We start from the raw sequence: 26,024 nt of genomic DNA on the forward strand, positions 1-26,024 counted from the left end.
CGAAACATGGATACCGCCGTTGCCACGCCCAGCCAGACACGCTCTTTGAAAGGAGTGCGCCTATGGGCGTGGGCCACGCTTGCGCTCTTCGTTGTGGTGGTACTGCAGGGAGCGGTGGTTCGCGCCACCTCCTCCGGTGCTGGTTGCGGTGCGCATTGGCCGCTGTGCAATGGTGAAGTGCTTCCCCACTTCCGTCGCTTGGCCACGGTGATTGAGTTCATGCACCGATCGCTGACCGGAATTTCTGGCACCATGTTTTTTGTGTTGGCAGGATGGACGTTTTATGCGACTCCCAAACAGCATCCTGCACGCAAGGCAGCGATCTGGTCGCTTTTTTTTCTGATCCTGGAAGCACTACTGGGCGCGGTTCTGGTACTGGGCCACTACGTTGAAAACAACACGTCGAACATGCGCGTGTTCGTGCAGTCCATTCACTTCACGAACACCATGATCCTGTTAGCAGCGACGACTGCAGTTGCAGTTTTGTTGGGAAATGTGAAGGCTTCTGCTTACAACAAGCCGCTGCGACAGGCGGCCTTGTTTACGATTGTCGCTGTTCTGATTACAGGTGCGGCGGGTTCGGTGGCTGCTCTAGCCGATACGATCTTCCCGTCGCATTCACTTCAGGCCGCCATAGCAGCCGATTTTGCGGCGGATTCGCCACTGTTGATCCGTATGCGCTGGATACATCCTGCAGCAACCCTGCTCATCATTGCTGCCACGTTGCTGCTGGCGAAGCGTCTGAAGCAGAACAATGCTGGCCATGCTGCAAACCTGCTCTTTACGAATCTTGCGTTGCAGATGCTGATTGGCATTGCCGATGTGCTGATGCTGGCACCGACGTGGATACAGGTGCTGCATCTGTTCGGAGCAGACCTGTTCTGGATTTCGCTCATTGGCATCAGCGTTCCGCTGTTCCTGCGCGAACCCTCCACCACATAGCTGCACAAACAGAAAACGAGGATGCCGAAGCATCCCCGCTATCTCTGGATAAGTACTACTTGCCGTCAACCTTGTCGGCCATCTTTTCAGTGCCTACCTTGGTTTTGTGAGCAGCAACCTTGGTGCCGTGAGCGGTGGCGTCAGCGGCTTTCACCGTACCTTCCTTGGTCTTCTCGGCGGCTACTTTCGTTCCGTGCGCAGTAGCATGGGCGGCGGTCACTGTGCCGTCCTTCGTTTTTTCGGCGGCAGTCTTGGTGCCATGCTCTGTTGCATGAGCCGCCTTTACGGTGCCTTCCTTGGTCTTGTCGTAGCCAGTCTCTGTTCCCTTGGCAATGGCGTGTCCCGTGTTCTTGGTTGCCTTTGCCGTGTCGTGGCCAGCATCCTTCATATCCTGCTTGGCGGTTTGCGCCATGAGACTGCCCGCGGAAACCACTACTCCTAAAGCCAGCACTGCAAATCCTGTATGTCGCATGCTCTTGCCACTCCCTTATCCGAAAGAACGTCTTAGCGTTTCTTTCTATAGACTCTGAAACACGGATTCCGGTTGGACGTTGCGTGATATTCCGGGTTCGTTCACATAACTCTGATAGCCTTGCGCAGCATAACTGCATCCAAAACAAGAGAAACATGCCGATATCTGCACGCAAAGGAAAACCCGCCACCACTCGCAGCGCAAGCGCAACATCCGCCGATAGCAGCCAGCCGCGCCATCTCTTCTTCAATCGCGACGAATCCTGGCTGCGGTTTAACAGCCGCGTTCTGGAAGAGGCGCAGGACACCACGAATCCGCTGCTGGAGCGCGTTAAGTTTCTTGCGATCACGGCCTCCAATCTGGATGAGTTCATTGAAGTACGGGTGGCCGGTATTCTGCAGCGCATTGAAGACGGCTATCAGCAACCGTCGGGCGATGACGATGACGGCTTAACAGAGCAGGAACGGCTGGATCAGCTTGCCGACCATCTGCATCGTTTCAGCCGCGAACAATACTCCGGCTGGACGCGCGATCTGTTGCCCTCGCTGCGCAAAGCGGGCATCGACATTCTTTCCTGGAAGCAACTGGATGAGGAAGCTCTTCGCCATGCTGCCGAGTTCTACGAACGCGAAGTTGATCCCCTGCTGACGCCAGTCACGATTGATCCGTCGCATCCATTTCCGCGCGTGTTGAACAAAGCTCTTTGCATTGGCTTACTCTTACGGCGCAAAGGAAACAAACGCGACAAGCGCCTACCGGGAGGCAGCACCCTGGGCGTGGTGACCGTGCCGCGCATGTTGCCACGGCTGATTCGGTTGCCCTCTCCTGAGGGAACCTATCGCTTTTTGTTCCTGCATGAACTGATTGAAGAACGCACGCAGCGCCTCTTTCCTGGATACGAGATTCTTGCGCGATCCCCTTTCCGCGTGACACGTAACAGCAATCTGTATCTTCAGGAAGAAGAGTCGCGGTCGCTACTGGAGAGTGTGCGTGCGGAGCTTCATAACCGGCGCAAAGGCGATGTGGTGCGGCTGGAGATCTCTTCGGGAGCGGATGAGGAGTTAATTGACCAGCTTCGAGTCAACTTTCAACTCGACCGCTGGCAAGTCTTCCGCGTCGACGATCCAATCAATCTCACACGGTTGATGGAACTGTACAGCGCAGTTGACCGCCCGGACCTCAAGTTCACGCGCTTTGCCGGACGAGAATTTGTACCGCCGCCGCTATCGGATGGCCGTCGTGGCTGCCTGTTCGACACCATTCGCAACCGTGACATTCTGCTGCATCATCCGTTCGACTCGTTCCGCACCGTCGAGAAATTTATCGAAGCCGGAGCCGAAGACGAATCCGTTATCTCCATCAAGCAGACGTTGTATCGCACCTCTCGCGATTCACCACTCTTTCAGGCGCTGCTGGATGCGGCGCAGACCACAGATGTAACCGTGGTGGTTGAACTGATGGCTCGTTTCGATGAGGACTCCAACATCCGCTGGGCGCGCACGCTGGAAGACGCTGGCGTGCAGGTGTTTCATGGCATTGTTGGTCTGAAGACGCACGCGAAACTTGCGCTGCTGGTGCGTCGTGATCCAGATGGTGTTACGCGTCGCTACGCGCATTTGGGCACCGGAAACTACAACTCCATTACCGCGCGTTTTTATACCGACGTGAGTCTGTTGACTGCGAATGAAGCTGTCACTTCGGCAGTGCAGAAGGTGTTCAACTACCTGACCGCCGATGCTCAGAATGAAAACTTCCGCCCATTGCTTGTGGCGCCCGTTACGCTGGCCGCAGACATTCTGCACCTGATCGAACGCGAAGCGCAGCATGCACGCGCAGGACGTCCCGCACGCATCATTGCGAAGATGAATGCTCTACTGGATGGCAACACGGTGCGTGCGCTGTATGCTGCATCGCAGGCTGGCGTGGAGATTGACCTGATTGTGCGCGGGATGTGCGCGCTGCGTCCCGGTGTGCGCAAGCTGAGTGAACGCATTCGTGTGCGTTCCATCGTTGGGCGCTTTCTGGAACATAGCCGCATCTACTGGTTCCAGAATGGAAGTACAAGCGACAGCGGTGGCCCACATGACCATACCGAGGTGTACTGTGGTTCGGCCGACTGGATGCCGCGTAACCTATTCGAGCGCTGTGAAGCGGTATATCCCGTAACCCAACCGGATCTGAAGCAACGTCTACGGCACGAGATCCTGGAAACTTATCTGGCAGACACGGTAAAAGCGCGTTTCCTGCAGGAAGATGGCAGCTATACGCGGCCTCCGGTGGGCGCACGTCCTGTGAATGCGCAAGAGCGCTTGATGGAACTGGCAGCATTGCCCTGGTCGGATTCTGTGTCTGCTGCGATGCCAGCCACCACGGAGGCAAAGCCAGTTCGAAAGAATCGGCCTATGCAGGCTGAGGGCAAGTCAGCTGCGAAGAAGGCCGCCATCAAGACGACAGCAACGGTTACAAAGAAGTCGACTTCCCCGAAAAAATCTTCGACGAGCAAAAAAACAAGCCGTCCCTGAAAAACAAGCCGTCCCTGAGCTTCTGCTCGGGACGGCGTTGTCTTGTCTTTTTGGAGTTAGAAAGCGGCCAGGTCGACCATGGCTGCGTAGATGTGTTCCGGCTGCGGCAGGATCGCATCTTCCAGGATGGGCTGATAGGCCACGAAGGTATCCATGCCCGCTACGCGGCGCACGGGCGCATCGAGGTCGTGAAAGAGCTCGTCGCTGATGCGCGCAGCAAGTTCCGCGCCGAAGCCCCAGCTACGCATGTCTTCGTGGGCGACGATCACGCGGTTGGTCTTGCGAACGCTTTCCGCGATGGCTTCAAAGTCATACGGTGACAGCGAACGGAGGTCGATGATCTCTGCCGAGATTCCCCTCTCGCGTTCCAGCTTTTGAGCAGCCTGCAATGCACGCGGCACCACTGCGCCGTAGGTGATGACAGTGAGATCGGAACCGGACTTCACGGTCTTCGCCTTGCCAAACGGAATCATGTATTCCGGGCCGGGATTCGGACCGCGACCATAGGATTCGCGGTAGAGACGCTTGTGCTCCAGGAATAGCACCGGGTCATCGCAGCGGATGGCGGTACGCAACAGGCCTGCAAAGTCCTGCGCGGATGACGGCATGACCACGCGAATACCCGGCGTGTGCGTGAAGATGCTTTCACCCGATTGCGAGTGGTAAATGGAACCACCGGTGAGATAGCCGCCGATGGGAACACGGATAACCAGCGGGGCCGAATGATTGCCGTTGGAGCGCCACCGGAAGTTCGATAGCTCATTGCGCATCTGGTGCACGGCGGGCCAGATGTAGTCGAAGAACTGAATTTCAACTACCGGCTTCAAACCGCGTGATGCCATGCCGATGGCGCGTCCGACGATATTCGCTTCTGCAAGCGGCGAGTTGAAGACGCGATCGGAACCGAACTCCGTCTGCAGACCAGCGGTGATCTTGAAGACGCCGCCCTTGCCCTTGAGCGCGCCAGATTTCAAGTGCTTGTCGCGTGTAGCGTCCGCGACATCTTCACCGAAGATGACGATGCGTTCGTCACGCGCCATTTCGTCGCGCAGGGTGCAGTTAACGAGATCGGCAATCGTGTGGTCGACGCTATCGACCGGCTTCAGTTCCGTGGAGAAGACGCTGTCTGTGGGGCTCAGGTCTTCTGAATACACATGCTTCGTAATGCTTGCAATAGTAGGCAGCGCGGCTGCAAGTGCTTCGTCTGCGGCGTGACGGACTTCGTCGTCCACCTCAGTCTTCAGTTTTTGAAGCTGTTCTTCCGTGAGGATGCCTTCGCGCAGCAGCAGAGCTTCTGTCTTGAGGATAGGATCACGCAGAGCATCGGCTTCGAGTTCCGAAGAATGGCGATACCAACGCTCATCGTCGGAAAGCGCGTGCGAGTACGGGCGGATCACATGGCCGTGCACAAAGGCCGGACCTTTGCCGCTGCGGCAGTATGCGACTGCTTCCTGCATCGCTTCATAGCTGGCGATGGGATCTGTGCCATCGATTTCCGCGAAGTGGAAGTTGGGAAAGTTTGCGACGAGGCGCGAGATGTTGCCGCCGGGCGTGTTCGCCTCAACCGGCGTGGAGATAGCGTAGCCATTGTCTTCCACGACGAAAAGCACAGGGAGCTTAGCGTTAGAGGCGGTGTTCAGCGCTTCCCAGAATTCGCCCTGCGAGGTGGAGCCTTCACCCACCGAGGTGTACACCACCTCGTCCGCGTGAAAGTCGACGTCCTTGAAGGCGCGGTAGTCGCCTGGGCCGTAGTTGCCCTTTGCAGATTCAGGATGATGGCTGAAGTAACGGCCTGCTTCCGCGCAACCGACGGCGTGGAGAAGCTGCGTGGCCGTCGCGGAAGAAGGCGACATAAGTCGCAACGCCCTGGAGGTCCAGTGCGACGGCATCTGGCGTCCCCCGCTGCCCGGATCGTCTGCTCCAACTGCCTGCAGAAGCTGGTCCTTCACCGTCTGACCGACAGCAAGGGCGAATGCGCGGTCGCGATAGTAGGGGAAAAACCAGTCGTAACCCGGCTTTAGCGAGAGTCCCGCAGCAACGAGAAGCGCTTCATGGCCAGCGCAGGAGATCTGGAAGAAGATCTTCTGCTGACGCTTGAGCAGGATTTCTCGATCGTCTGTCTTCCGCGAGAGGTACATCAGGCGGAAGAAATGAATAAGCTTTTCTGGCGAGAGCGATCCGAGTGCGCTCTGTGAAGTCTTCTGTGGTGCGTTCGCGCGTGTTGCCATCGCTTTCCGGCCTGCCATCCTTACCTGCTGGAATCAGCGGATCGCCGGCGCGAGGCACAACGTTCCCTGTTGATTGTACTGCTGTTGGGCGACGCGCGCTCAAGCGTGGAAATCGTTGGCCGATAAGGGCAGTGTCGCAATGTGGAACGGCCGTGGCTATTCCATACCCGGCATTTTGACCCTGAATAGCGAGGCACCATGTCCGTTAGAACCGGTTTGCGCCGGGCGATCCCCTCTGCCCTGATGACGTTGATGCTGGCCGCGTGGCTTTCGCCAGCGATGACCGCACAAACGGCCTCCCCACTGGCTGCAACAGCACAGCGGAAGATGCTGGTGGTGTATCGCGACGGCACGATACCGGCAGACGCCGACAACATGGCACTGCGCGCCGGCGGACGGATGCTGCGCAAACACGCCCGCTTTGGAGCAGCTCTCGTAAGCGGTACAGCGGCCTCGGAATCGACCTTGCGAAGCGATCCGAATGTTGAGTATGTGGTGGAGGATCGCCTGGTCACGGCGAGCCAGTTACAGGTGCGAACCACGGATGCAAACCACGTGAATGCGCCAACGGTGCATACTTCCGCTCCCACGATAGCCATGCCGCCAGATGGCCCGGACACCTTCTATACTGACTCGCCACAGGGGTGGGCCGTGCGCGTGGTGGGTGGTTATGGTGGCGGCATTGCTGGTGGCCCTGCTGCGGGGCCATGGGCTACATCGACGGGCAAGGGCGTGCGTATCGCAGTGCTGGACAGCGGAGTGGATCGAACCCATCCAGACGTTGCGCCAAATCTGCTGCTGAACATTAGCGAGATAGACCAAACGCAGCAGCCCAGCGCCTGCGATGATGGCTCGCCTCAGGATCAGAGTGGGCACGGCACCTGGGTGGCGTCGCTTGCCGCGGGGGCTGCCGGAAGTACCACAGGATTAACCGTGGGCGTTGCGCCCGGGGCATCGCTCCTGAATGTAAAAGTGCTGCAACGGATGCCGGGCAGTGGCTCAACAACAGCAGAACAGTGTACGAATGGCCAGCCTTCGGGCATGTTGTCGTGGGTGCTTCAGGGTATCGATGATGCGATTGCGCAGAAGGCGGATGTGATTGTGTTGAGCATGTCCGTCACGCTGGATCTATATAGCGGCGATGCTGCGGGTTTGAAAGCAAGTTTTGACCGCGTGACGCATGCAGCAAGTGATGCTGGCGCAGTGTTAGTCGCAGCGGCAGGCAATGATGCATTTAACTTTGCCAACTCGCGGTATGTTTCTTATCCCGCGCAGTCACGCGATGTCTTAGCGGCAGTCGCCTCGACGAATCCGGATTGCGCGGAAGACCTGACAGCAGGCGATGTGTGTGCCGCAGGACTGGTAACGATGGCGTATTACAGCAACTATGGTGCGCCTTTGAATGCTGTCGCTGCGCCGGGTGGAAGCTATCCTCAGGGAGGCAACTACGCAATTTCAGGATGGGTGCGGGGGGCCTGTTCTACGGGCTTGTCCAACACAACTGACGGGTTGCCTGCGACGAGCGGACGTTCCTTCGGCTGCTTCAACCTTGGACACATCGGATACATGCAGGCCATCGGTACAAGTGCTTCTGCACCGCTGGTTGCGGGTGTGGTGGCGTTGGTGAAGGCGGCGCATCCAGACTGGAGTGCCTCCACGATTGTTGCGGCAGTGCGCGCATCTGCCGTGCCTACGGCGACCATGCCGTATGGCGTGGTGAATGCAGTCGCTGCACTGGCTTACAAACCGTGATGCTTACTGTCGCATCCGGTCTTTTACTGATTTGGCCAGCTTTTCAATCTCATTTGCCTGCCGGATGACATCTACGGAAAGTTCATCCTTGCGGGTCTGATCCACTGCGGCTTTCAACAATTGCGCCTTCGCCAGAAGTTCATCGGCATCCGCCAGCATTTGCTTCTGGCGATCGGTCGCGGCCATCTGGGCCTGTGAGTTCACCATCTTTTTCACTGCGGCACTTTCCATGTTCTGCGCGCGGGCAGAGTTCACGGAAACTGCCATAAGTACTCCCGCGGCAATCGCCACGAAACGAACGTACTTCAACATCCCACACCATCCACACAATGGTCCGTAACGGCGGCACAGCTTCGTCGTCATGCGGTCCCCCAGGCGCGCATGTTAGTTGCGCATCTGGTCCTTCACCTGGCGTGCCAGCCGGGCAATCTCATCGAGTCGCTTCTGATCCTCCGGAGTTGCTTCCCGTCCCTGAAGATCTGCTCGAAGCTGTTGCGTCAGCGCCAGCAGCCGATTGGCGCTGTCCACCATACGCTTCTTTCGCTCCAGTTTGCGAGTTTCATCCCGACGATGAACCAGAGTTGGGTCCAAATCCATGCCGCCTTCGCCCGTGATGTCGCGCGGAAGTCCGCCATTCGCAGGATTTGCGGGGTTATAACCGGTGGAGGGATTCCCTGTTGCGCTCGTCGGATTGTTGTTGCTCTGCGCCATAACAGGCACAGAAAATACAAACGCCAATCCGAATAAGAGCAGCCGTGCCGTTGTCGCCATGGGGACACCTCTCCTACGGGATATGCGGATGGGTTGCAGCGCGGGAGTGCCTGCGCCATCCTTAAGAGATCAGGACTGCTGGTTTTGGCCTGATTGTACCCCCAGCGGCATCTGCCGCAAGAAGGACATTTTGAGCATGATGCCTCTTTTCGCTCTTCTCCTGGCCGCTGCCACGAAAGCTCCCGGCGAGAGCCACCCTCCCGAAACATTCCACGATCTGGGACAGAGCTGGCACAACGACATTGTGGACTTCGTCCGCTCTGACGTGCCGAAACTCGTGGTTATCTTGCTGATGGCGTTTGTACTGCAAAGCATCGTGAAGTTCTTTGTGAAGCGCATGCGCCATATTGCCGACGCCTATCCGGGAACCCAGCGTGCCTCTCAGCTACGCACAATGGCAGCGATCCTTCGTGCCACCTGCTATGGGCTGATCGGTTTCATTGCCCTGCTGCAAATCCTGCAGTTGTTCAACATTGACCTGAAGCCACTGCTGGCCTCCGCAGGCGTGGTTGGTCTGGGTATTTCGTTTGGCGCTCAGAGCATGTTTAAAGACATGCTGAACGGCGTCTTCATCCTGGTGGAAGACCAGTTCAACGTGGGCGACGTAGTCACGATCGCCGGGTTGACCGGTACGGTAGAGGATCTGACGCTTCGCTCTACGACGTTGCGTGCCGGCGATGGCACGCTGAACTTCATTCCAAATTCGCAGATCGCTACCGTATCGAACCTGACGCGCCAATATTCCGTTGCAACCCTTAACGTGGCCGTGGATGCCGCCGCCGATCCAGATCGCGTAATGGCGGTGCTAAAGACTTTGGCGATGGAAGTTCGCAAGGATGACGCGTTTCAAAATATCGCGATTGCAGACCCGGATATCCTTGGCGTCGACAAAATCAACGGGCGCGAGGTGGTATACCCCGTAAACATCCGCGTGAAAGCTAACCAGAAAGACCCAATCCTGCGTGCGTTGCGGCGCAGGGTTCTGCTGGCATTTGAGAAGGAAGGCATTCCGCTCGGGGTTCCAACGAGCACAGTTGTCATGCAGGCGAAGGCCGATCCAACATTGGCGCAACCGCCTGTTTCGATTACAGGAAACTAGTCGGAATAGGGATACAAGGGCGCAGCGAAAGCTGTGCCCTTAGACTTTGCGAGCAAGCACAAGGGTAATGTCGTCAGGCTGTTCCGCGCCGCCAATCCACGCGTCCAGCGCATCCATCACTTCCGTGGAGATGACTTCCAGCGGCTGATCGCGGTTGGCACGGACCACATCCAGCAGGCGGTCTTCGCCAAACTCGCCGAAATCATTTTCCGGCTCCGTGACACCGTCGGAATAGGCAATAAGCAGATCGCCACTCTCCAACTGGATTGTCTCCTGGTCGTAGCGCATACCATCCATCAAACCCACCACGGTGCCCCCTTTATCAAGGGCTCGCACACTTCCATCCAGCTTCATGACAAAGGGTGGAAGCTGGCCTGCATTGGAATACGTGAGACGTCCACTGCGATCGTCGTAGTGTGACAGGAACAGCGTCGCGTACTTTTCAGGTTGCGTCGAGCGGTAGAGATGGCGATTCAGCAGTGCCAGGATGCGTGCGGGCGATTCAAAGAGTTCACCGCATTCCAAAGATTGCTGATGTGTGACGCTGCGGGCTTCTTCGGCGAACAGTTCCTCACTGGCAAAGCGGTAAGCGCGAACCGCCGCATGAAGCGTCGACATCAGCAACGCGGCAGAGATTCCTTTGCCGCTGATATCGCCTAGCGCCAGCCCCATGCCGGTGACCTTCTTGGGCTGATTCGGATCGTCATGGAAGATAAGAAAGTCGTAGTAATCGCCAGAAACAGTACGGGCCGGGCGGCTGATGCCGTGAAGCTGCAGCGACGGAATTCCGGAAAGCGAATGCGGAAAGAGGTTGGCCTGCACTTCATGCGCAATGCTGAGTTCACTCTGCATGCGCTCCTTTTCCTTCTGCTCTTCAATCAGTCGGCTCAATGACCACGCCATGCGATTGAAGGAACGTCCCAGGTCTGCAAGCTGGTCGTCCTGCTGCACATGGATGCGGTGGGAAAGATCGCCGCTATCGATGGATAGCGTTGCTGCGTACAGGTCCTCAACGGAGCCAGTCATAGAGCGCGTGAGCCGCATGGCGACGTAGAACGCAAAAATCTCCAGCAGCGCAAAGATGATGCAGACAGCGATAAAAGCAAATCGAACCGCATCCGTGATGGAACTGGTAAGACCCGTGCCGAAAAGCTGCTGGAAAAGCACCGAGGGCCGCGATGTGACAACTAGCGGCACCGGCCGTATATCGCCACTCTCCCAGTTCAGAACCGGCAGACGCGAACGGAACACCACCTGATAGTCCAGCAGATTGACGGACGATGGTCGGGCGCCTCCGGAAAGCCGTTGCTGCTTTGCGTTGGAACGAACGCTGCCCGACGCGGCATCTTCAACCACTCCCGGAAGTAGCGTCACCACGCCCAATCCCTTGGCTACGGTAGAGAGCAGCGGCTGCGTGACCGGCATGGTACCAATCACGGTAATCATGTGGTCTTTACCCGCTTGATCTTTACCCGCTGCCACACGATCCACCACGGCCATGTACAAGACACCGCCATCTTCCGCGAAGACCTTTAACTGACCGCCACGACGTTGCTTGATCCACGGCGACAGGCGCATGGGGCTGCGAGCATTACCCATGAAATCGCGGAACTCAATCTCCTGGTCGTCCAGATAAACCGAACGCTGTCGAATTACCGGTGGACGTGAAGCCTGAGACGGGGTTGCTCCCGCGGGCTGTCCGGCAGATGGCAGAGTTGTTCCAGCGCGACGTACGGTGCTCGAAGCTGGCTCTCCGTCTCTTCCCTGTCCCAGATCGGCGGCTGTCGCCCCCTCTTCCACACGGTGCGCAAGCGAGAACGCAAAGCCCGCGTCGCTGGTGCCCATGTTGTCCAACTGAAGCTGCAAATGTTGCGATGCCAGATGGACCGCGAACTGTCCTGCTGCTACATAGGCAGAGAGGAAGACCAGCGTACAGAAGAGAACAACCGGCGTTAGACCGATCAACAAGTAAGTGAGAATCAGCTTGTTTCTCAGCCGCCACAGCAGGCCATGTTTCGTTGCCCGGTACAGATAAGGAACCGTAACGATGAGCGTGACGGCCAGCACTCCCCAGCGAAGAAGGAAAGTCTGGTCACCCAGTGTTCCCGGAACGAACGCCAGCGCGATCAGCAGCGCGGTTACGCCCCACAGGATGCGCAGGTACAAAGGAAAATGCGAAACATTACCGGAGAGGGGCACGCTCGTGGTGGCATAGAGCGGGTCCGACACGTTGTTCTGCTGGCGCGGGCGAAGGATCAGCGGCATGCCTTAGGACTCCTTCCGTGCCTGCAAAGCAGCCATATGCATTGCATGCCGCGTCGCCGAGAAATGCGCTCCTGCCAGCAGAAGCAGGCCGCTCAAAAACGCCCAGAGCATCAGGCCTACCGAGATGTAAAACGGTCCGTAGACATTTTCAAGATCGAGGTGCGGCAAGGTGAAGATGTACAGATACTTCGCCCCCTCCCAAAGCAAGCCCGTCACGATTGCCGTAGGCAACACCGCCATGGGAGGAATCTTGCGATTGGGCAGGATCCAGTAAATCAGGAAAAAGATGCCAATGGAACTGATGGTGGCTACAACGCTGAGAAACCCATTCGATAACACGGTATAAAACACGTTGTCGGTGTGACCGAAGAAGACAAAGCCCAGCACAGCCTTCTGCGCCGTAGACATGGCCACCGAAAACATGGCGAGGATGCCCACCGAAATGGCCAGCCCTAGCGAAACAAGCTGGTTGCCAAGATAGCTGCGGTTCTTGGGAGCGCGCCACACATTGTTCAATGCCACTTCCAGCGGCAGAAATACGCCGGTACTGCTGATGAACAGCATGACCACAGAGAAGACCTGCACGCCCTTATGCGGATGCGCCAACAGATTCATGTTGCGCATCACGAAGTCTTGCCCCGTCGGCAGATAGCTGTGCATCAGTTCGCTGACGACATTCGCCATCTGCTGCGAATGGAAAACATTACGCGACAGCGTGAGCAGTAGAACGATAAATGGAAACAGCGACAGGATCACGTTAGCGGCGACAGAAAACGCGTAGGTATGAACGTCTGTCTGTGTCAGATAACGCAGCAGTTCCACGAATTGTGCCGCAGAGCCGCCCTCAACGGGATCAGGCCAAAGCTCGCGTTCGCCAGGGGCTTCACTGACCTTGCTGAGCTTTTCCGCTGCCTCCGCCGGCACGGGTTCGCTTGCGTTTTCCTGCGGCGTAATGAACGGCATAGGGGCTAGTCTGCCGACTCCTGGAAAGGCGGTTGGAACGATGCTAGCAGAGGCAGCATAGCGGATGCTTGCACACCCTCTTTTAGCCGCAAAGCTTTGTGATTGAGACGTGTAAGCGCTCAGGAAAGTCTCCCGTGCCGCCTTCTGACGCGCGAAGGTGATACGCTCGTCGGCACCATGGTTCCCTGCTTGCGCCTTGCGCTCTCCCGCCGTGCGTTCCTTTCAGGAATGGCAGCCGCTGGTTGCGCATTTTCGGTAGACGCATGGGAGCAATCCGCGGAGAGTCTTCATTTCAATGTCGCGGAATACGATCGCGACAACATTCTTGCCACCGCAACCGAAGCTCTGAAACTGGCGCCGCAGACGATTACCGCACTGCCCGCTCCGAAGAAGCTGTCAAATCCTCATCTGTATTTTTCAGAGGACACCGAATGGTTCGCCACAGACGGCGGCCACTTTGAACATCGGCCGGGATATTCCAATCCCGCGGCGTTTTCGGGGCATCGCGATGCGCTCGTCCGAATGAATGGCGTGGTGGCAGCCTGCGTCGCTGCGTGGCGGCTCACATCGGAAGCGAAGTATGCCCAGCATGCCTTGAATCATCTGCGTGCCTGGTTCCTCAGCGCTGATACCCGCATGGAGCCGAACCTTGATCACGCAGCCTGCATTCCACCTTCAGCAGACGGCAGCTATCGCGGGATTGAAGACACCGTGATGCTGGCCGAAACGGCACGTTGCGCAGCATTTCTATGCGCTTACAACAGTGCTGCAACTGAAGATGAAGCTACTGCCCTTCGTCAATGGTTCACCGACTTCACCACATGGATGAATGAGAGCAAGCCGGGTTTCATCGCGCGTGAGATGAAGGACCGCACCGCCATCTGCTGGACACTCCAGGCCGCGGAGATGGCACGCTTCACACGCAACGGAGCGTTGCAACTGGATTGCCTGCATCGCTTCCGCGACAAACTGCTGCGTGAGATGAATTTCGATGGACAGTTCCCGATTGAGCTGCATCGCCCCGATGCTTACGCTGCAGCCATCTTCACGCTGGATTGCCTGTCCATGACATGCGAGGCTGTCTCCTCGCCACTGGATCGGCTGTGGGACTACAACCTGCAGGACGGCCGCGGTATGCGTTCGGCGGCCGCGTGGCTGTTTCCAGTATTGCTCAATCGCGGTGCATGGAAGTTTCCGTCGGACGCGGAACATTTCACGGACTGGCCCGTGCGCCAACCGACTCTGTTGCTTGCAGGGCGCGCCTATAGCCGTTCGGAATACATTGCTCTATGGAAACGCCTGCCTACCGAACCGAAGAAGCCCGAGCTATTGCGGACGTTCCCCATGCGCCAGCCCGCACTCTGGACGGCACGTCCTCCTGCCTAAAGACTGCCAAATCATTTAGTTTGTTTGCATGGCCCTTGCCCCAAAGTTGCGCCGCCTGTCTTTCCCCTGCACCCTGATGTTCAGTGTCACGGCATTCTCGCAGATGGCGTTGATCCCTACGCCGCGCGAGGCAAACGCCGTGCGTGCGATTCCTCTTTCGCAGGGCGTCAGCGTTGTCTGCTCTGCGTGTAATGCAGACGATACGTTTGCCGCAAATGAACTCACACGCCAGCTTCGTGACAGCAACATTGTCGTCACGACATCCGGCTCTGCACACATCACCCTGTTGCGGTATGGCAGCGATGCTGGCCGACAGGCGCTGGCCTCCGCACATCTGGCATGGTCGCCCGAGATGCCGGACGAGGGATATGCCATTGTTCCCGACGCATCCGGCATCAGCGTCGTAGGTGCGACGGCTACAGGCGTGTTCTATGGCGCGATGACGGCAAAGCAACTCATCAGTGGAAGCGGCAACGCAGCGACATTGCAAGCGGCAAGCGTTCGCGATTGGCCGGCGATGAAGTATCGCGGCCTGCATGACGATCTTTCGCGTGGGCCCGTACCGACACTTGCGTTTCAGAAAGAGTTGATCCGCAAACTCGCTTCGTACAAGGTGAATGTCTATTCGCCGTACTTTGAGAACACAATGCAGTACCGCAGCGAGCCGTTGGCCGCGCCGCCGGGCGGCTCCATCACACCCGAACAGGCACGCGAATTAGTTGCCTATGCTGCGCAATATCACATCACCGTGATCCCCGAGCAGGAGGCGTTTGGCCATTTGCATTACATGCTGAACCAGGAGATGTATGCGCCCCTCGCGGAGACTCCGCATGGGCATGTGCTGGCACCGGGACAGCCGGGTTCTGTTGAGCTGACGAAGCGCATGTACACGGAGCTGGCAGCGGATTATCCCTCGCCGCTATTGCACATTGGTGCGGATGAAACCGTTGAACTGGGCAAAGGGCAGACCAAAGCAGCAGTCGATGCGCAGGGTCTTGGCCCTGTGTATCTGGATTACCTGCAGAAGACCGTTGCTGCGCTCAAGCCGCTGAATCGCCGCTTTCTCTTCTGGGGCGATATTGCCATGAAGGAACCTGCGCTGCTGAAGACGTTACCGCCAGACTTCAAGCAACAAACCATCGCAGTGGGTTGGGAATATAACCCGCATACCAGTTTTGCTCCGTGGATCAAGCCGTATACCGATGCGGGTATGGAATGCTGGGTGGCGCCCGGCGTGAATAACTGGAGCCGCGTGTGGCCCAACTTCAACAACGCTCTGCCAAACATTCAGCAGTTCACCGCACAGGGACAGGCCAGCGGATGTACCGGACAACTGAACACGTTATGGGAAGACGATGGTGAAGCGCTGTTCAACAACAACTGGTATGCGTTGTTGTTTGGTGCGCAGGCCGCATGGCATAAGGGTGAAAGTTCCATCCCACAATTTCAGGACACCTTCGGCCAGGTATTCCATGGCGATGCCACCGGCAAGATCAACGAAGCGCAGAAAGAATTGATGGCTGCGCATGCCGTGTTGAAGAACGGTTTCAAGACGAGCGACGCTTCTGACTTGTTGTTCTGGATTGATCCGTGGAGTGCAGATGGACAGATTTATGCGCCAAAGATTCGTCCCTATCTGCACGAACTGCGCATGCATGCAGAACAGGCGATTGTCCTGATTGCACAGGCTCGCAACACGGCCACGCTACGCGAACAGGACGCTCTGGATGCCATGGAACTGGGCGCGCGGCGCATGGATCTGATTGGTCTGAAGTTTCAACTGACCGACGAAATGGCAACTACCTATGCCAATGCCTATCGCTTACAGACGGCGAAGGATAGAGACAGCCGCACCGAAGTATCGCGCGATTTGAATGACATCAACGCCGTGAACGGCAAGTTGCAGGACTTGCGTAATCAGTATTCGCTGATGCGTGATCTGTATGAGGCCGCATGGCTGAAGAGCAATCGTCCATACTTCCTGCGCAATAACCTTGCGCGGTATGACTACACGCTGAACACGTGGCTTAGCCGCATTGATAAGGTGCGTTCCGCGCAACGGCAGTGGGACCGCACACAAACCATTCCTCCGGCATCCGAGATTGGACTGCCCGCGCCGCCTGCGCCAGGAGCTCCGCAATGACTGACGAAACGAAACTCGCATCCGGCACACGCCCGAAAGCCATCGCGGCGAAAACACTGATTACTCCGCACTCTGTTGTGCATGAGCCGCTTCTTATTCTGGAAGACGGCAAGGTGCAACAGGTAACGTCTCTGGAACGCGATGTTCTTCCGGAAGGAACACTGTATCTTCCCGAAGCAACGCTCAGCGCGGGCTTTTTTGATGTCCACGTGCACGGTGCGGGTGGACGCGACGTTATGGAAGGCACGCCCGAAGCCATTGACACCGTGGCACGCACGCTTGCACGTTACGGCACGACGCAGTTTCTTGCAACGACAGTCACCGCAGGTATCGATCACACTTTGCATGCACTCGAATCCATCGCGAACGCGATTGAATCTGCTGCGACGGAACGTGGTGCGGAGATTCTCGGCGTTCACCTGGAAGGACCGTTCCTTTCGCATGAAAAGCGCGGCGTACACAACCCGGAGTTGCTGGAAAAACCCTCAATCGCACTCTTCGATCGTTTTCAGGACGCAGCGCGCGGTCATATCAAACTCATGACCGTTGCCCCCGAATTGCCCGATGCAGAGGAGATGATTGCGCATGCGAGTCAGCAGGGTGTCCGCATCAGCCTCGGACATAGCGATGCTGTGGCCAGGCAGGCACGTGCAGGTATTGCAGCAGGCGCAGTCAGCGCGACACACACCTTCAACGCGATGCGCGGACTGACACAACGTGAACCGGGCATGCTGGGCGTTGTGCTGGACACGAAGGATTTGTATGCGGAGTTGATCTGCGATGGGATCCACACCACGCCGGAGGCTGTGCGTCTGTGGTTTCGCATGAAAGGTGAAGAACGCGCCATACTGATCACCGATGGCATGGCTGCCACCGGCATGCCCGACGGCGAGTACCTACTGGGTGACATGAACGTGCAGGTGAAAGACGGCGTGGCCATGTACGCAGGCGTGCTTGCAGGTTCGGTGCTGACGATGGATCGTGCCGTGGCCAACGTGCAGGCGTTTACCGGCTGCGGGCTGAATACGGCCGTCCGATTAGCGTCACGCAATCCGAAGCAGATGCTGCATCTGCCTTTTGACGAAGCTCAGGCCAGTTTCAATGTCTTCAACGGAACAGGAAGCCGAGTGGGAACCATCCTGCGCGGAGAAGTGTTGTAACACCGCTGTCACCTGTAGACTCGTTGCATGCCGACGCGGCTTCATGCCTTCGACCTTGGACTGATTGTCCTTTACTTGATAGCGATTACCCTGTTTGGCTTGCGCTTCCGCAAGCCCACAGACACATCGCTATCGTCGTACTTTCTTGCAGCGCGCAGCGTGCCGTGGTGGGCCATTGCGCTTTCCATCGTGTCCGCAGAAACCAGCACGCTGACCATCATCAGCGTGCCGGGCATCGCCTTTGGCGGCAACTTCACTTTTCTGCAGCTTGTCTTCGGCTACATGATCGGGCGACTGCTGATCTGCATCCTGTTTCTGCCGCGCTATTTTGATGGTGAGCTATTCACCGCGTATCAGTTGATCGATCGGCGCTTTGGGCCGGTGTTGCACAAGGTCACGGCTGGCCTATTCCTGTTGACGCGCGCAGCAGCGGAAGGCGTGCGCGTCTATGCAGTCAGCATCGTTGTGGGCATTGCAATTGGCACGAATGACATTGCCAGCATCGTCATCATCAGCATGCTCACGCTCGCGTATACGTTTGAAGGTGGCATGGCTGCCGTCATCTGGACCGATGTTGTGCAGATGTTCCTCTATATCGCAGGAACGATCATCGCCCTATTCACGCTGGGCTCAAAGGTAGATGGCGGATGGACAACCGTTCATGCTGTCACGAGCGCGGCGCATAAGTTGCAGCTCTTCGACTTCACTGTGAACTTGACGTCGAACTATACGTTTTGGGCTGGCGTGATTGGCGGCGCATTCCTCACCATGGCCTCGCATGGCACCGATCAGTTGATGGTGCAGCGTTTACTGGCGGCGAAGAACCTTCGCGAGGCGCGCGTCTCACTGTTGGCAAGCGGCGGCATTGTATTTCTACAGTTCACGCTGTTCCTGGTAATTGGCGCGGGCCTGTACGTGTTCTATGGACAGCATCCGGCGCTGTTGACGGTGCATGGTTCTGACCGCCTATTCCCTGCATTCATCGTGCAGCAAATGCCGACAGGCGTTGCGGGATTACTGATCGCAGCGATTCTTGCAGCAGCCATGTCCAACCTTTCCGCTGCATTGAACTCTCTATCGTCAACTACCATCGTCGACTTCTATATGAAGCTGAATCCGAATGCATCCGATGCAAAGCGCAACCTCCTTTCGCGTACAGCTACTTTGCTGTGGGCCGTCGTGCTGGTTGCGATTGCTATCTATTCCGTAAAGGTCGGCGGCAAAGGACACGTGGTCGAGATGGGATTGTCGATTGCATCCGTTGCGTATGGTGCGCTGCTCGGCGTCTTCCTGTTAGGCACACTGACTCGCTATGCAACGCAGTTCGGCGCAACCATTGGCATGATTGCAGGGTTTGCCTTCAACCTTGCGCTATATCTTCCGAAGATCCTTCCTGTTTCACCTATCCACATCGGAGGCTTCTCTCTGTCTGACATTGCATTCACCTGGTATGTGTTGCTTGGCTCCGTTGTGACGTTTGTGATTGGCTCGCTCTTCAGCCTTATCGGCAAACCTCGTCCGAAAGCTGTTGCGGCGCTGTTGGTAGTGGTGCTCTTTAGCACTGCATCCATGCATGCGCAGAGTGCCAACTTCTCCGAGATCGATACGCTGATGGCGCAGGCGCTGAAGGACAAGCTGCTGCCTGGAGGCGTTGTCGCCATTGGCAGCAATGGACGCATCGTCTACGAGAAGTCGTATGGCAATCGTGCGGAAGATCCGGCGATCGAGGCGATGACGGAAGACACCATCTTCGATATGGCGTCGTTGTCCAAGTGCATGTCAACTTCCGTGGCCATTATGCAGTTGTATGAGCAGGGCAAGTTGCAGTTCGATGATCCGGTGGTGAAGTATCTGCCGGAGTTTGCGGCTAACGGCAAGAGCAGCGTAACGATCCGCGAGCTGCTGACGCACTACAGCGGGTTGCGCGAGGATGTGTCGCTCAAGGATGCGTGGAGCGGCAAGACCGAAGGCGTGAAGCGCGCGATGGAGTCTGATCTTTACGGGCCTCCGGGAAAGACGTTCAAGTATTCCGACATCAACTTCATTACGCTCGGCGCGATTGTGGAGAAGATCAGCGGTGAACCGCTGGATGTCTATGCAGCGAAGCATATTTTTTCTCCGTTGAAGATGACAGAGACGGGATACTTCACCCCCCACTGCCCTCACCTGTACTGGGAACCTGCCCCTGCAACGTGCCCTACCGTGTCAAGTGCGGCTATGCGTGCGCGCATTGCTCCCACAGCCCATAACGACGACAAGCCCATGGACGACGACCGCATGTTGCGGGGTGAGGTGCACGACCCCACCACTCGGCGGATGGGTGGTGTTGCCGGGCATGCGGGTGTGTTCTCCACGGTGCACGACACCAGCCTGTTTGCGCAGGCGCTGCTGGATCGCCTGGCAGGGCGTCCGAGCAACTTCCCCCTGAAGCAGGAAACGCTGCGGCTGATGTGTCAGCCCGAGCAGCCTACGGGAGCGAAGGGGCTGCGTGGGTTTGGATGGGATATCGACTCGCCATACTCGCGTCCGAGAGGCACGATCTATCCCGTGGGCAGCTTCGGGCATACGGGATTCACCGGCACTTCAGTGTGGATGGATCCGCGCAGTGATAGCTATGTGATCCTGCTGGCGAATGCCGTACATCCGCGTGGGCGTAAGCCGATTACGCCGCTGCGTGGCACCATCGCCACGGCTGCGGCGAAGGCTCTGGGACTCGATAAGCCGTTGTCCGGTAAGGCAACACTCACAGGCATTGACGTGCTGGAGCAGACCAACTTCCAGGCGTTACATGCACTGACCCCTAAGACAGCGGGGCATCTGCGCGTTGGACTGCTGACCAACAATACCGGCCTCGATCGGACGGGTAAGCGCACTATCGATGTGCTGTACGCGCAGCGCGGTAATGGCATTGAGTTGACCACGCTGTTCGCGCCGGAACATGGGATTCTGGGCGCCGAGGACCATGAGGGTATCGGCAATGCGGTGGACGCCGCAACGCATCTACCAGTGATCTCGTTGTATGGAGCGAAGCTGGCTGACCGCTATCCGAAGGTGGAAGACCTGCAGAAGCTGGACGCTGTGCTGATTGACCTGCAGGATGTTCCGGCGCGCTTCTACACCTACGAGACCGAGATGGGTTACGTGATGGAGTCCGCAGCGAAGGCAGGCACGCAGGTTGTGGTGCTGGATCGACCTGCGATGACGAGTGGCGTGTCCGTCGTTGGACCGGTTGCCGATGCGGGTGTGCAGAGCTACATCGACTACATGCAGGAACCTATGTCACTGGGCCTGACGATGGGTGAACTTGCAGGGTTCTTCAACGGCGAGAAGCATCTTGGAGTGAAGCTCTCCGTCGTGAAGATGCAGAATTGGCAGCGTGGCCTTTGGTATGACCAGACCGGCTTGCCGTGGGTGAATCCTTCGCCCAATCTGCAGAGCATGAGTGCAGCTACGCTCTACACCGGCATCGCATTTGCCGAGTACACAAACCTTTCCGTTGGTCGCGGAACAGATGCAGCCTTTGAGCAGGTGGGTGCTGCATGGATCGCTTCCGATGCCGAGGCGAAGAAGCTGGCCGATACGCTGAACGCTCGTGCCATGACAGGTGTAACGTTTGCGCCGGTGACGTTCACCCCGGCGAAGCCTTATCCGTTTGCCGGACAGGAGATTCATGGTGTGCGTGCGACTGCTACCGATCGCACGCGGCTTGATGCTCCAGCAATGGGCGCGGAGTTGCTGGCTGCGGTGCGTGCACAGTATCCAACGCAGCTCCAGTTGGCGAAGGCTCAACATCTGATCCTGAATGCGGCCACGACGGATGCGTTGGCTGCTGGAAAAGACCCGCATGAGATTGTTACTGCATGGGAACCCGAGCTTTGGAAATTCCGTGAGGCACGACAGAAGTTTCTGCTTTACGGATATCTGCCGGAGTAACGCACTTCGTACCGTTCTCGACGCCTTCAGCGTGACCTCTCTGTCTGAGGCCGTGTGTCTGGACGAGATGGAGTATGCCGTCGTTGACGTGGTCGGGGGTACCCCCTCCCCCGGTTTTTCTAAAATCTTCTTTCTATTAGACTTACGGCGCGAGTGGCGCTAAAATCGTCTGCCCATTGGGGTTAGGGGCAAAATCGTCTTTCTAAACGAGTTAGGGCCGCGCGGTGCGCGGCCCTTTATCTTCCCTGCTTCTATTGTACTGCGGCGCGTATGGGCTCGTGCCAACAAATTTTGGCTGGTAAGTTACGTGGAATGATCGGGTTATTGCGGCTCCGCGCACGCGTGGGGATTGACAGGATAGAGCGGGCCGTTGGCCCTCCGTCTTGCTGCGCATCCCTACCTAGGCCTTCGGCCTAGGCTAATATCTGGTCGCGCCTTTGGCGCTCGTTGGGATGGCTGCTTAAACGCTCTTGCTACCTTTTGCGTTGTAGAGGTTGAGAAGGAATGCAGGTCCTTCGACTTCACTTCGTTTCGCTCAGGATGACGAACTTCGTTCGTATGAGCTTCGCTCTGCGAAGCTGGCCACATGACACAAGCGGCTTGAGGCTCCTGCTTTGGTGGCTGGAAGGGACTTCGCGGTTGTGGGTGTGCGAGAGTTCGTCGGGATTCTTCGCTTTGCTCAGAATGACAGTGGTGGGTGAATGCAGATACTAAGGCTTCGTTCAGGCTGACAGTGATGGGATAAGTACGGACGCTACGGCTGAGCTCTGAATGACAGGGTGGGTGAATGCTAACGCACGGCTCGCTCAGACTGACAGTGATGGGATAAGTGCGGATGCTACGGCTTCGCTCAGAATGACGGAGATGGCGTGAGCGCGGATGCTGAGGCTTCCAGCAATTGTCTTGTGGCTTCGTCCTGCTTGCCTTGCAGCATGGAGGCCATGGCTCGACCGATGAGGATGAGCAGCGGGGCGTGCCCTGGCTCCAGGTTGCCGAAGTCAGCGAGGGTGGCGGCGACGGCCGTTTGCTGCGGTGTGGCGGCTGAGGAGACGGCCACGCAGGGCGTGTCCGCAGAGACGCCGTGGTTGCGCAGATCTTCGGCGAGCGTCTTCAGGTTGCGGCCCGGCATGTAGATGGCCAGCGTTGCATCCTCAGGCAGCGGGCCTTGCCACATGGGAAGCGGATTCGTCTTGTCTGCTGCGTGCGAGCCGCTGATGAGGATGAGCTTGGAGGCGGTGCGGCGGTCTGTGAGCGGGAGTTGCAGCGTGGCTCCCGCGGCAAAGACTGCGGAAACACCGGGGATGACTTCCGCGGGAATGTTGGCTTCGCGGAGAGCATTCAGTTCTTCCGCAGCGCGACCGAAGACGAGAGGGTCGCCACTCTTGAGGCGCACGACGCTTAGGTTGCGACGTGCAGAGTCGATCATGAGTTCGTGAATGCCTGCCTGCGTGATGCGCGGACGCCCGCAGCGCTTGCCCACACTGGTGATGAGCGCGTGTGGGTTGGCAAGAGAGACGATGGCGTCAGGAACAAGGTCGTCGTGCAGGACAACGTCTGCCGTGGCGAGAAGACGTGCGGCTTTGAGCGTGAGGAGGTCGGGGTCGCCCGGGCCTGCTCCTACGAGATAGACCGTTCCCTTCTGCGCATTCATCGAGATACCTCCGCAGGATTTCGTTCGGGGTAGTGCTCGCGGGCATGTTTCCTTGCGATCTGGCGGGAGGGGCAGGCTTCGGCTCCGCAGACTTCGCGCTGGGCGAGTTGGTGCAGGAGTTGTTTGCGCGGTTCGCCGAGCGGCTCCAATTGCAAAACTTCACGGCGGAGGCGGCCTAGTTCTTCCAGCCACGGGCCGATGTCATGCGGCAGCGCTTCATTTAATGCTTTGCGAAGCTGCATGGCGTATGCCGGGCTTTCGCCTGCGGTGGAGATGGCGATCTGGAGGTCGCCGCGGCGCACGATGGATGGAAAGAAGAAATCGCAGTAAGGTGGGTCGTCGACTGCGTTGACGAGGATTCCGCGGGATTGCGATCCGGCGAAGACGGCGCGGTTGACCTCAGGCACGTCCGTTCCGGCTACCGCCAGGTAGATGCCTTCGAGGTCGTTGTCTTCGAAGGGGCGCAGGTGGAGGGTGAGTTCTCCTGCTTCGGCCTGCTGTTGGACTTTTGTTGACGCGCGTGTGGCTACAACGGTGACTTCAGCTTCGGCGTCGAGGAGGGATTGGATTTTGCCTTCCGCAATCGATCCTGCGCCGACGACAAGGCATCGACGGCCGGTGAGCTTCAGGAAGATTGGGAAGAGTGACATTTTGGTTTCCTTCGGCCTTTAGAGCGGGCCTTTGGCCCTTTGGCGGCTGTTCGGGCCTGAACCCTAGGCCTTCGGCCTGGGCTAATATCTTGTCGCGCCTTTGGCGCTTGATGCCGTGGCAGGATTTGAGGTCCTAACCCTTCCGAATGCATCGCATCCGATTTTCTGGCTTCCTTCGACCTCCTAGTGGATGCAGAAGAATGCAGGTCCTTCGACTTCGCTGCGCTTCGCTCAGGATGACGCACTTTGTGCGTTTAAGCTTCGCTTGCCTTAAAGCACCTCAGACAAGCGAAGCTTTATTTCATCCATCCTGAGCGAACGCAGGGTTGATTACATCTCGGCTGGAGGGCGGCCGCTTGGCTTGTCGCGTTCTGCGGCTGCGACCACGGCTCCTGCGAGTTGGCCGCGAAGTTCTTCGTCAGAGAAGCGGGCGAAGTACTGGCGGAGGTTTTCGTTGGGCGTGCGGTCCTTCAGGTACGTCTTCAGCAGACGTTCCATGGCAACCGGAACTTCGGTTGCCGGAGCGCGGTAGCCTACGGCGCGAGCGAAACCAGCATATTCTCCGAGTGCACCGCCGAGACAGAAGTAGAAGGCGTCGACCATCTGGCCTTCGTGCTTGACCTTCTTGCCTTCAAGGCCGATGTCCGCGATCCATGCCTGACCGCAGTTGTTGGGGCAGCCGGTGACGTTGATGCGCAGTTGCTGGTCGAAGTTGGGGACGCGCTCCTGCATCTCGTCGACGAGCCAGCGGGAGAAACTCTTGGTTTCTGCGATGGCGAGTTTGCAGAACTCGGTGCCGGTGCAGGCGACCGTGCCACGCCAGAAATTGGTGGCTTCCACGTGTAGTCCGAGTGCATTGATTTTCTCAACCAATGCTTGAACTTTTTCATTGGGGACGCTGGTAATAATAGCGTTCTGCTGAATCGTGAGCGCTACATTGCCGTCGCCATACTCGTCGGCGAGGTCGGCCAGTGCGTGAAGCTGCTTGGCATCCAGACGACCGCGGAGGACGGTGATGCCGACCGATGAGAGGCCCGGCTGCTGCTGCGGCAGGACGCCGGTGTGGTCGCGGTAGACATCTTCCGGATGGATTTCAGCCGGCGCGGGGTCAAGCTTGTAGCCAAGCTTGCGCTCGAGTTCCGCCAGGAAGGTTTCGGCCGTCCAGCCGTCCTTCATGAACATGTACTTCAGGCGGGCTGCCGTGCGGCTTTCGCGGAGGCTGCCCTGCTGATCACGGTAGATTTCGGCGATCTTGTAGCAGACGTCTTCCGCCTGTTCCGGCTTGACGAAGGCGTTCAGGCGAAGAGCAAGATGCGGCTCCTTGGAGAGACCGCCGCCGACGCGGACGGAATAGCCGACTTCGCGGACACCCTTCACGGTGCGCTCGACGCCGGTGAGGCCGATGTCGTTGATCTCAGGATACGAGCACCATTCGGGGCAACCGGTGATGGTGATCTTGAACTTACGAGGCAGGTTGACGAAGTCGGCGTTGCCGGTGAGGAAGGCGGCGACCTTCTTTGCCAGCGGCGCGGCGTCAATCAGTTCGTGCTTGTGCAGACCAGCGAGCGGGCAGCCGGTGACGTTGCGGACGACGTCGCCGCAGGCTCCCTTGGGCGAGAGGCCAACCTTAGCGAGCGCATCGACGATGATGGGCAACGACTCAATGGTGAGCCAGTGGTACTGAATGTTCTGGCGGGTGGTGATGTCAGCGAGGTCGCGGCCGTGGTCGCGCGCGAGATCAGCGAGGACGCGAGTCTGCTCGCTGGTGAGGAGGCCGTTGGGAATGCCGACGCGCATCATGAAGAATTCCGTGGCCTTGCCTTCGCCACCGACGCCGCCTACGGCACCAATGCCGTCGCCCTGCGTGTAAACGCCCCACCACTTGAAGTAAGCGCCAGCCCAGTCGGGCACGACGGATTCACGGCCTTCTTTTGCGAAGGCGATTACCTCATCCCAGTGCTCCCAGGGGTTCTTTTCAACCTTGAGGCGCTCCATCTTCTGCGCCTTCGTCTCTTTCTTCTCGACGGCGGGCTTTGCTGGGGTTACGGTCTGCGTGGCGTTGCTCTGGACTTCGTCTACCATGATTC

At 57.9% G+C, this 26,024-nt stretch carries 17 protein-coding genes; 8 read left to right on the top strand and 9 right to left on the bottom strand.

The annotated features are described in order from the left end of the window. The first annotated feature begins 6 nt into the window (after positions 1 to 6). Positions 7 to 942, top strand: a complete 936-nt coding sequence (locus tag JAO32_RS04340) for a COX15/CtaA family protein (RefSeq protein WP_334237854.1) — start codon at positions 7 to 9, stop codon at positions 940 to 942. A 55-nt stretch (positions 943 to 997) separates the two neighbouring features. On the opposite strand, the gene JAO32_RS04345 is transcribed toward JAO32_RS04340, so the two are convergent. Further along, a complete protein-coding gene (locus tag JAO32_RS04345) occupies positions 998 to 1,414 on the bottom strand; it encodes a hypothetical protein (RefSeq protein WP_334237856.1) in 417 nt (138 codons plus the stop codon). Between the two features lie 155 nt (positions 1,415 to 1,569). Here JAO32_RS04345 and ppk1 point away from each other — a divergent pair, with 155 nt between their 5' ends. Beyond that, on the top strand, positions 1,570 to 3,936 hold the full coding sequence (gene ppk1, locus JAO32_RS04350) for a polyphosphate kinase 1 (protein WP_334237857.1): 2,367 nt from the start codon (positions 1,570 to 1,572) through the stop codon (positions 3,934 to 3,936). 56 nt (positions 3,937 to 3,992) lie between these two features. Here ppk1 and JAO32_RS04355 read toward each other — a convergent pair whose 3' ends face one another. Then, positions 3,993 to 6,164 carry an alpha-ketoacid dehydrogenase subunit alpha/beta gene (locus JAO32_RS04355; RefSeq protein ID WP_334237859.1) on the bottom strand — a complete coding sequence of 724 codons (2,172 nt, stop codon included), beginning with the start codon at positions 6,162 to 6,164 and terminating at the stop codon, positions 3,993 to 3,995. 198 nt (positions 6,165 to 6,362) lie between these two features. Here JAO32_RS04355 and JAO32_RS04360 point away from each other — a divergent pair, with 198 nt between their 5' ends. Further along, a complete protein-coding gene (locus tag JAO32_RS04360) occupies positions 6,363 to 7,916 on the top strand; it encodes a S8 family peptidase (protein ID WP_334237861.1) in 1,554 nt (517 codons plus the stop codon). Between the two features lie 3 nt (positions 7,917 to 7,919). Here JAO32_RS04360 and JAO32_RS04365 read toward each other — a convergent pair whose 3' ends face one another. Both JAO32_RS04365 and JAO32_RS04370 read right to left on the bottom strand, forming a co-directional pair. Continuing rightward, a complete protein-coding gene (locus tag JAO32_RS04365) occupies positions 7,920 to 8,228 on the bottom strand; it encodes a hypothetical protein (protein WP_334237863.1) in 309 nt (102 codons plus the stop codon). A 72-nt stretch (positions 8,229 to 8,300) separates the two neighbouring features. Further along, positions 8,301 to 8,687, bottom strand: a complete 387-nt coding sequence (locus JAO32_RS04370; RefSeq protein ID WP_334237865.1) for a hypothetical protein — start codon at positions 8,685 to 8,687, stop codon at positions 8,301 to 8,303. A gap of 136 nt (positions 8,688 to 8,823) precedes the next feature. Here JAO32_RS04370 and JAO32_RS04375 point away from each other — a divergent pair, with 136 nt between their 5' ends. Further along, a complete protein-coding gene (locus JAO32_RS04375; protein WP_334237867.1) occupies positions 8,824 to 9,786 on the top strand; it encodes a mechanosensitive ion channel family protein in 963 nt (320 codons plus the stop codon). 39 nt (positions 9,787 to 9,825) lie between these two features. Here JAO32_RS04375 and JAO32_RS04380 read toward each other — a convergent pair whose 3' ends face one another. Together JAO32_RS04380 and JAO32_RS04385 are read right to left on the bottom strand one after the other, a co-directional pair. After that, on the bottom strand, positions 9,826 to 12,051 hold the full coding sequence (locus JAO32_RS04380) for a PP2C family protein-serine/threonine phosphatase (RefSeq protein ID WP_334237870.1): 2,226 nt from the start codon (positions 12,049 to 12,051) through the stop codon (positions 9,826 to 9,828). A 3-nt stretch (positions 12,052 to 12,054) separates the two neighbouring features. Then, a complete protein-coding gene (locus JAO32_RS04385; RefSeq protein WP_334237871.1) occupies positions 12,055 to 13,014 on the bottom strand; it encodes a YihY/virulence factor BrkB family protein in 960 nt (319 codons plus the stop codon). Positions 13,015 to 13,242: 228 nt separating this feature from the next. Here JAO32_RS04385 and JAO32_RS04390 point away from each other — a divergent pair, with 228 nt between their 5' ends. Genes JAO32_RS04390 through JAO32_RS04405 form a run of 4 tightly spaced genes read left to right on the top strand, consistent with a single transcriptional unit; the run spans position 13,243 to position 21,636 of the window. After that, entirely contained in the window at positions 13,243 to 14,400 is a 1,158-nt protein-coding gene (locus tag JAO32_RS04390) for an alginate lyase family protein (protein WP_334237873.1), read from the top strand. A gap of 28 nt (positions 14,401 to 14,428) precedes the next feature. Next, on the top strand, positions 14,429 to 16,543 hold the full coding sequence (locus JAO32_RS04395) for a glycoside hydrolase family 20 zincin-like fold domain-containing protein (protein WP_334237875.1): 2,115 nt from the start codon (positions 14,429 to 14,431) through the stop codon (positions 16,541 to 16,543). Then, the gene (gene nagA / locus JAO32_RS04400) at positions 16,540 to 17,703 is read left to right on the top strand and encodes an N-acetylglucosamine-6-phosphate deacetylase (protein WP_334237877.1); all 1,164 of its coding nucleotides are present in this window, start codon (positions 16,540 to 16,542) and stop codon (positions 17,701 to 17,703) included. Before JAO32_RS04395 ends, nagA begins: the two co-directional genes overlap by 4 nt. 27 nt (positions 17,704 to 17,730) lie before the next feature. Next, positions 17,731 to 21,636 (top strand): sodium:solute symporter family transporter, encoded by a 3,906-nt coding sequence (locus tag JAO32_RS04405; RefSeq protein ID WP_334237879.1) that lies wholly within the window; start codon positions 17,731 to 17,733, stop codon positions 21,634 to 21,636. An 850-nt stretch (positions 21,637 to 22,486) separates the two neighbouring features. Here the strand turns inward: JAO32_RS04405 and cobA are convergent. From cobA to JAO32_RS04420, 3 genes are all read right to left on the bottom strand, one after another. Beyond that, positions 22,487 to 23,287, bottom strand: a complete 801-nt coding sequence (cobA, locus tag JAO32_RS04410; protein ID WP_334237882.1) for a uroporphyrinogen-III C-methyltransferase — start codon at positions 23,285 to 23,287, stop codon at positions 22,487 to 22,489. Next, a complete protein-coding gene (locus JAO32_RS04415; RefSeq protein WP_334237884.1) occupies positions 23,284 to 23,937 on the bottom strand; it encodes a precorrin-2 dehydrogenase/sirohydrochlorin ferrochelatase family protein in 654 nt (217 codons plus the stop codon). Before JAO32_RS04415 ends, cobA begins: the two co-directional genes overlap by 4 nt. A gap of 330 nt (positions 23,938 to 24,267) precedes the next feature. Beyond that, positions 24,268 to 26,019, bottom strand: coding sequence for a nitrite/sulfite reductase (locus JAO32_RS04420; protein ID WP_334237886.1), 1,752 nt, complete (start codon positions 26,017 to 26,019; stop codon positions 24,268 to 24,270). Between the last annotated feature and the right edge of the window lie 5 nt (positions 26,020 to 26,024).

Source organism: Terriglobus sp. ADX1 (assembly GCF_036877645.1).
Classification (GTDB): Bacteria; Acidobacteriota; Terriglobia; order Terriglobales; family Acidobacteriaceae; genus Terriglobus.

What these genes read in the sequence shown, in the direction of transcription:
- JAO32_RS04380 (WP_334237870.1), bottom strand. Translation starts at nt 12,051, where the DNA reads ATGCCGCTGATCCTTCGCCCGCGCCAGCAGAACAACGTGTCGGACCCG.
- JAO32_RS04420 (WP_334237886.1), bottom strand. Translation starts at nt 26,019, where the DNA reads ATGGTAGACGAAGTCCAGAGCAACGCCACGCAGACCGTAACCCCAGCA.
- JAO32_RS04360 (WP_334237861.1), top strand. Translation starts at nt 6,363, where the DNA reads ATGTCCGTTAGAACCGGTTTGCGCCGGGCGATCCCCTCTGCCCTGATG.
- JAO32_RS04365 (WP_334237863.1), bottom strand. Translation starts at nt 8,228, where the DNA reads ATGTTGAAGTACGTTCGTTTCGTGGCGATTGCCGCGGGAGTACTTATG.
- JAO32_RS04340 (WP_334237854.1), top strand. Translation starts at nt 7, where the DNA reads ATGGATACCGCCGTTGCCACGCCCAGCCAGACACGCTCTTTGAAAGGA.
- JAO32_RS04395 (WP_334237875.1), top strand. Translation starts at nt 14,429, where the DNA reads ATGGCCCTTGCCCCAAAGTTGCGCCGCCTGTCTTTCCCCTGCACCCTG.
- JAO32_RS04390 (WP_334237873.1), top strand. Translation starts at nt 13,243, where the DNA reads ATGGCAGCCGCTGGTTGCGCATTTTCGGTAGACGCATGGGAGCAATCC.
- JAO32_RS04375 (WP_334237867.1), top strand. Translation starts at nt 8,824, where the DNA reads ATGATGCCTCTTTTCGCTCTTCTCCTGGCCGCTGCCACGAAAGCTCCC.
- JAO32_RS04355 (WP_334237859.1), bottom strand. Translation starts at nt 6,164, where the DNA reads ATGGCAACACGCGCGAACGCACCACAGAAGACTTCACAGAGCGCACTC.
- JAO32_RS04415 (WP_334237884.1), bottom strand. Translation starts at nt 23,937, where the DNA reads ATGTCACTCTTCCCAATCTTCCTGAAGCTCACCGGCCGTCGATGCCTT.
- ppk1 (WP_334237857.1), top strand. Translation starts at nt 1,570, where the DNA reads ATGCCGATATCTGCACGCAAAGGAAAACCCGCCACCACTCGCAGCGCA.
- JAO32_RS04345 (WP_334237856.1), bottom strand. Translation starts at nt 1,414, where the DNA reads ATGCGACATACAGGATTTGCAGTGCTGGCTTTAGGAGTAGTGGTTTCC.
- JAO32_RS04370 (WP_334237865.1), bottom strand. Translation starts at nt 8,687, where the DNA reads ATGGCGACAACGGCACGGCTGCTCTTATTCGGATTGGCGTTTGTATTT.
- cobA (WP_334237882.1), bottom strand. Translation starts at nt 23,287, where the DNA reads ATGAATGCGCAGAAGGGAACGGTCTATCTCGTAGGAGCAGGCCCGGGC.
- JAO32_RS04385 (WP_334237871.1), bottom strand. Translation starts at nt 13,014, where the DNA reads ATGCCGTTCATTACGCCGCAGGAAAACGCAAGCGAACCCGTGCCGGCG.
- nagA (WP_334237877.1), top strand. Translation starts at nt 16,540, where the DNA reads ATGACTGACGAAACGAAACTCGCATCCGGCACACGCCCGAAAGCCATC.
- JAO32_RS04405 (WP_334237879.1), top strand. Translation starts at nt 17,731, where the DNA reads ATGCCGACGCGGCTTCATGCCTTCGACCTTGGACTGATTGTCCTTTAC.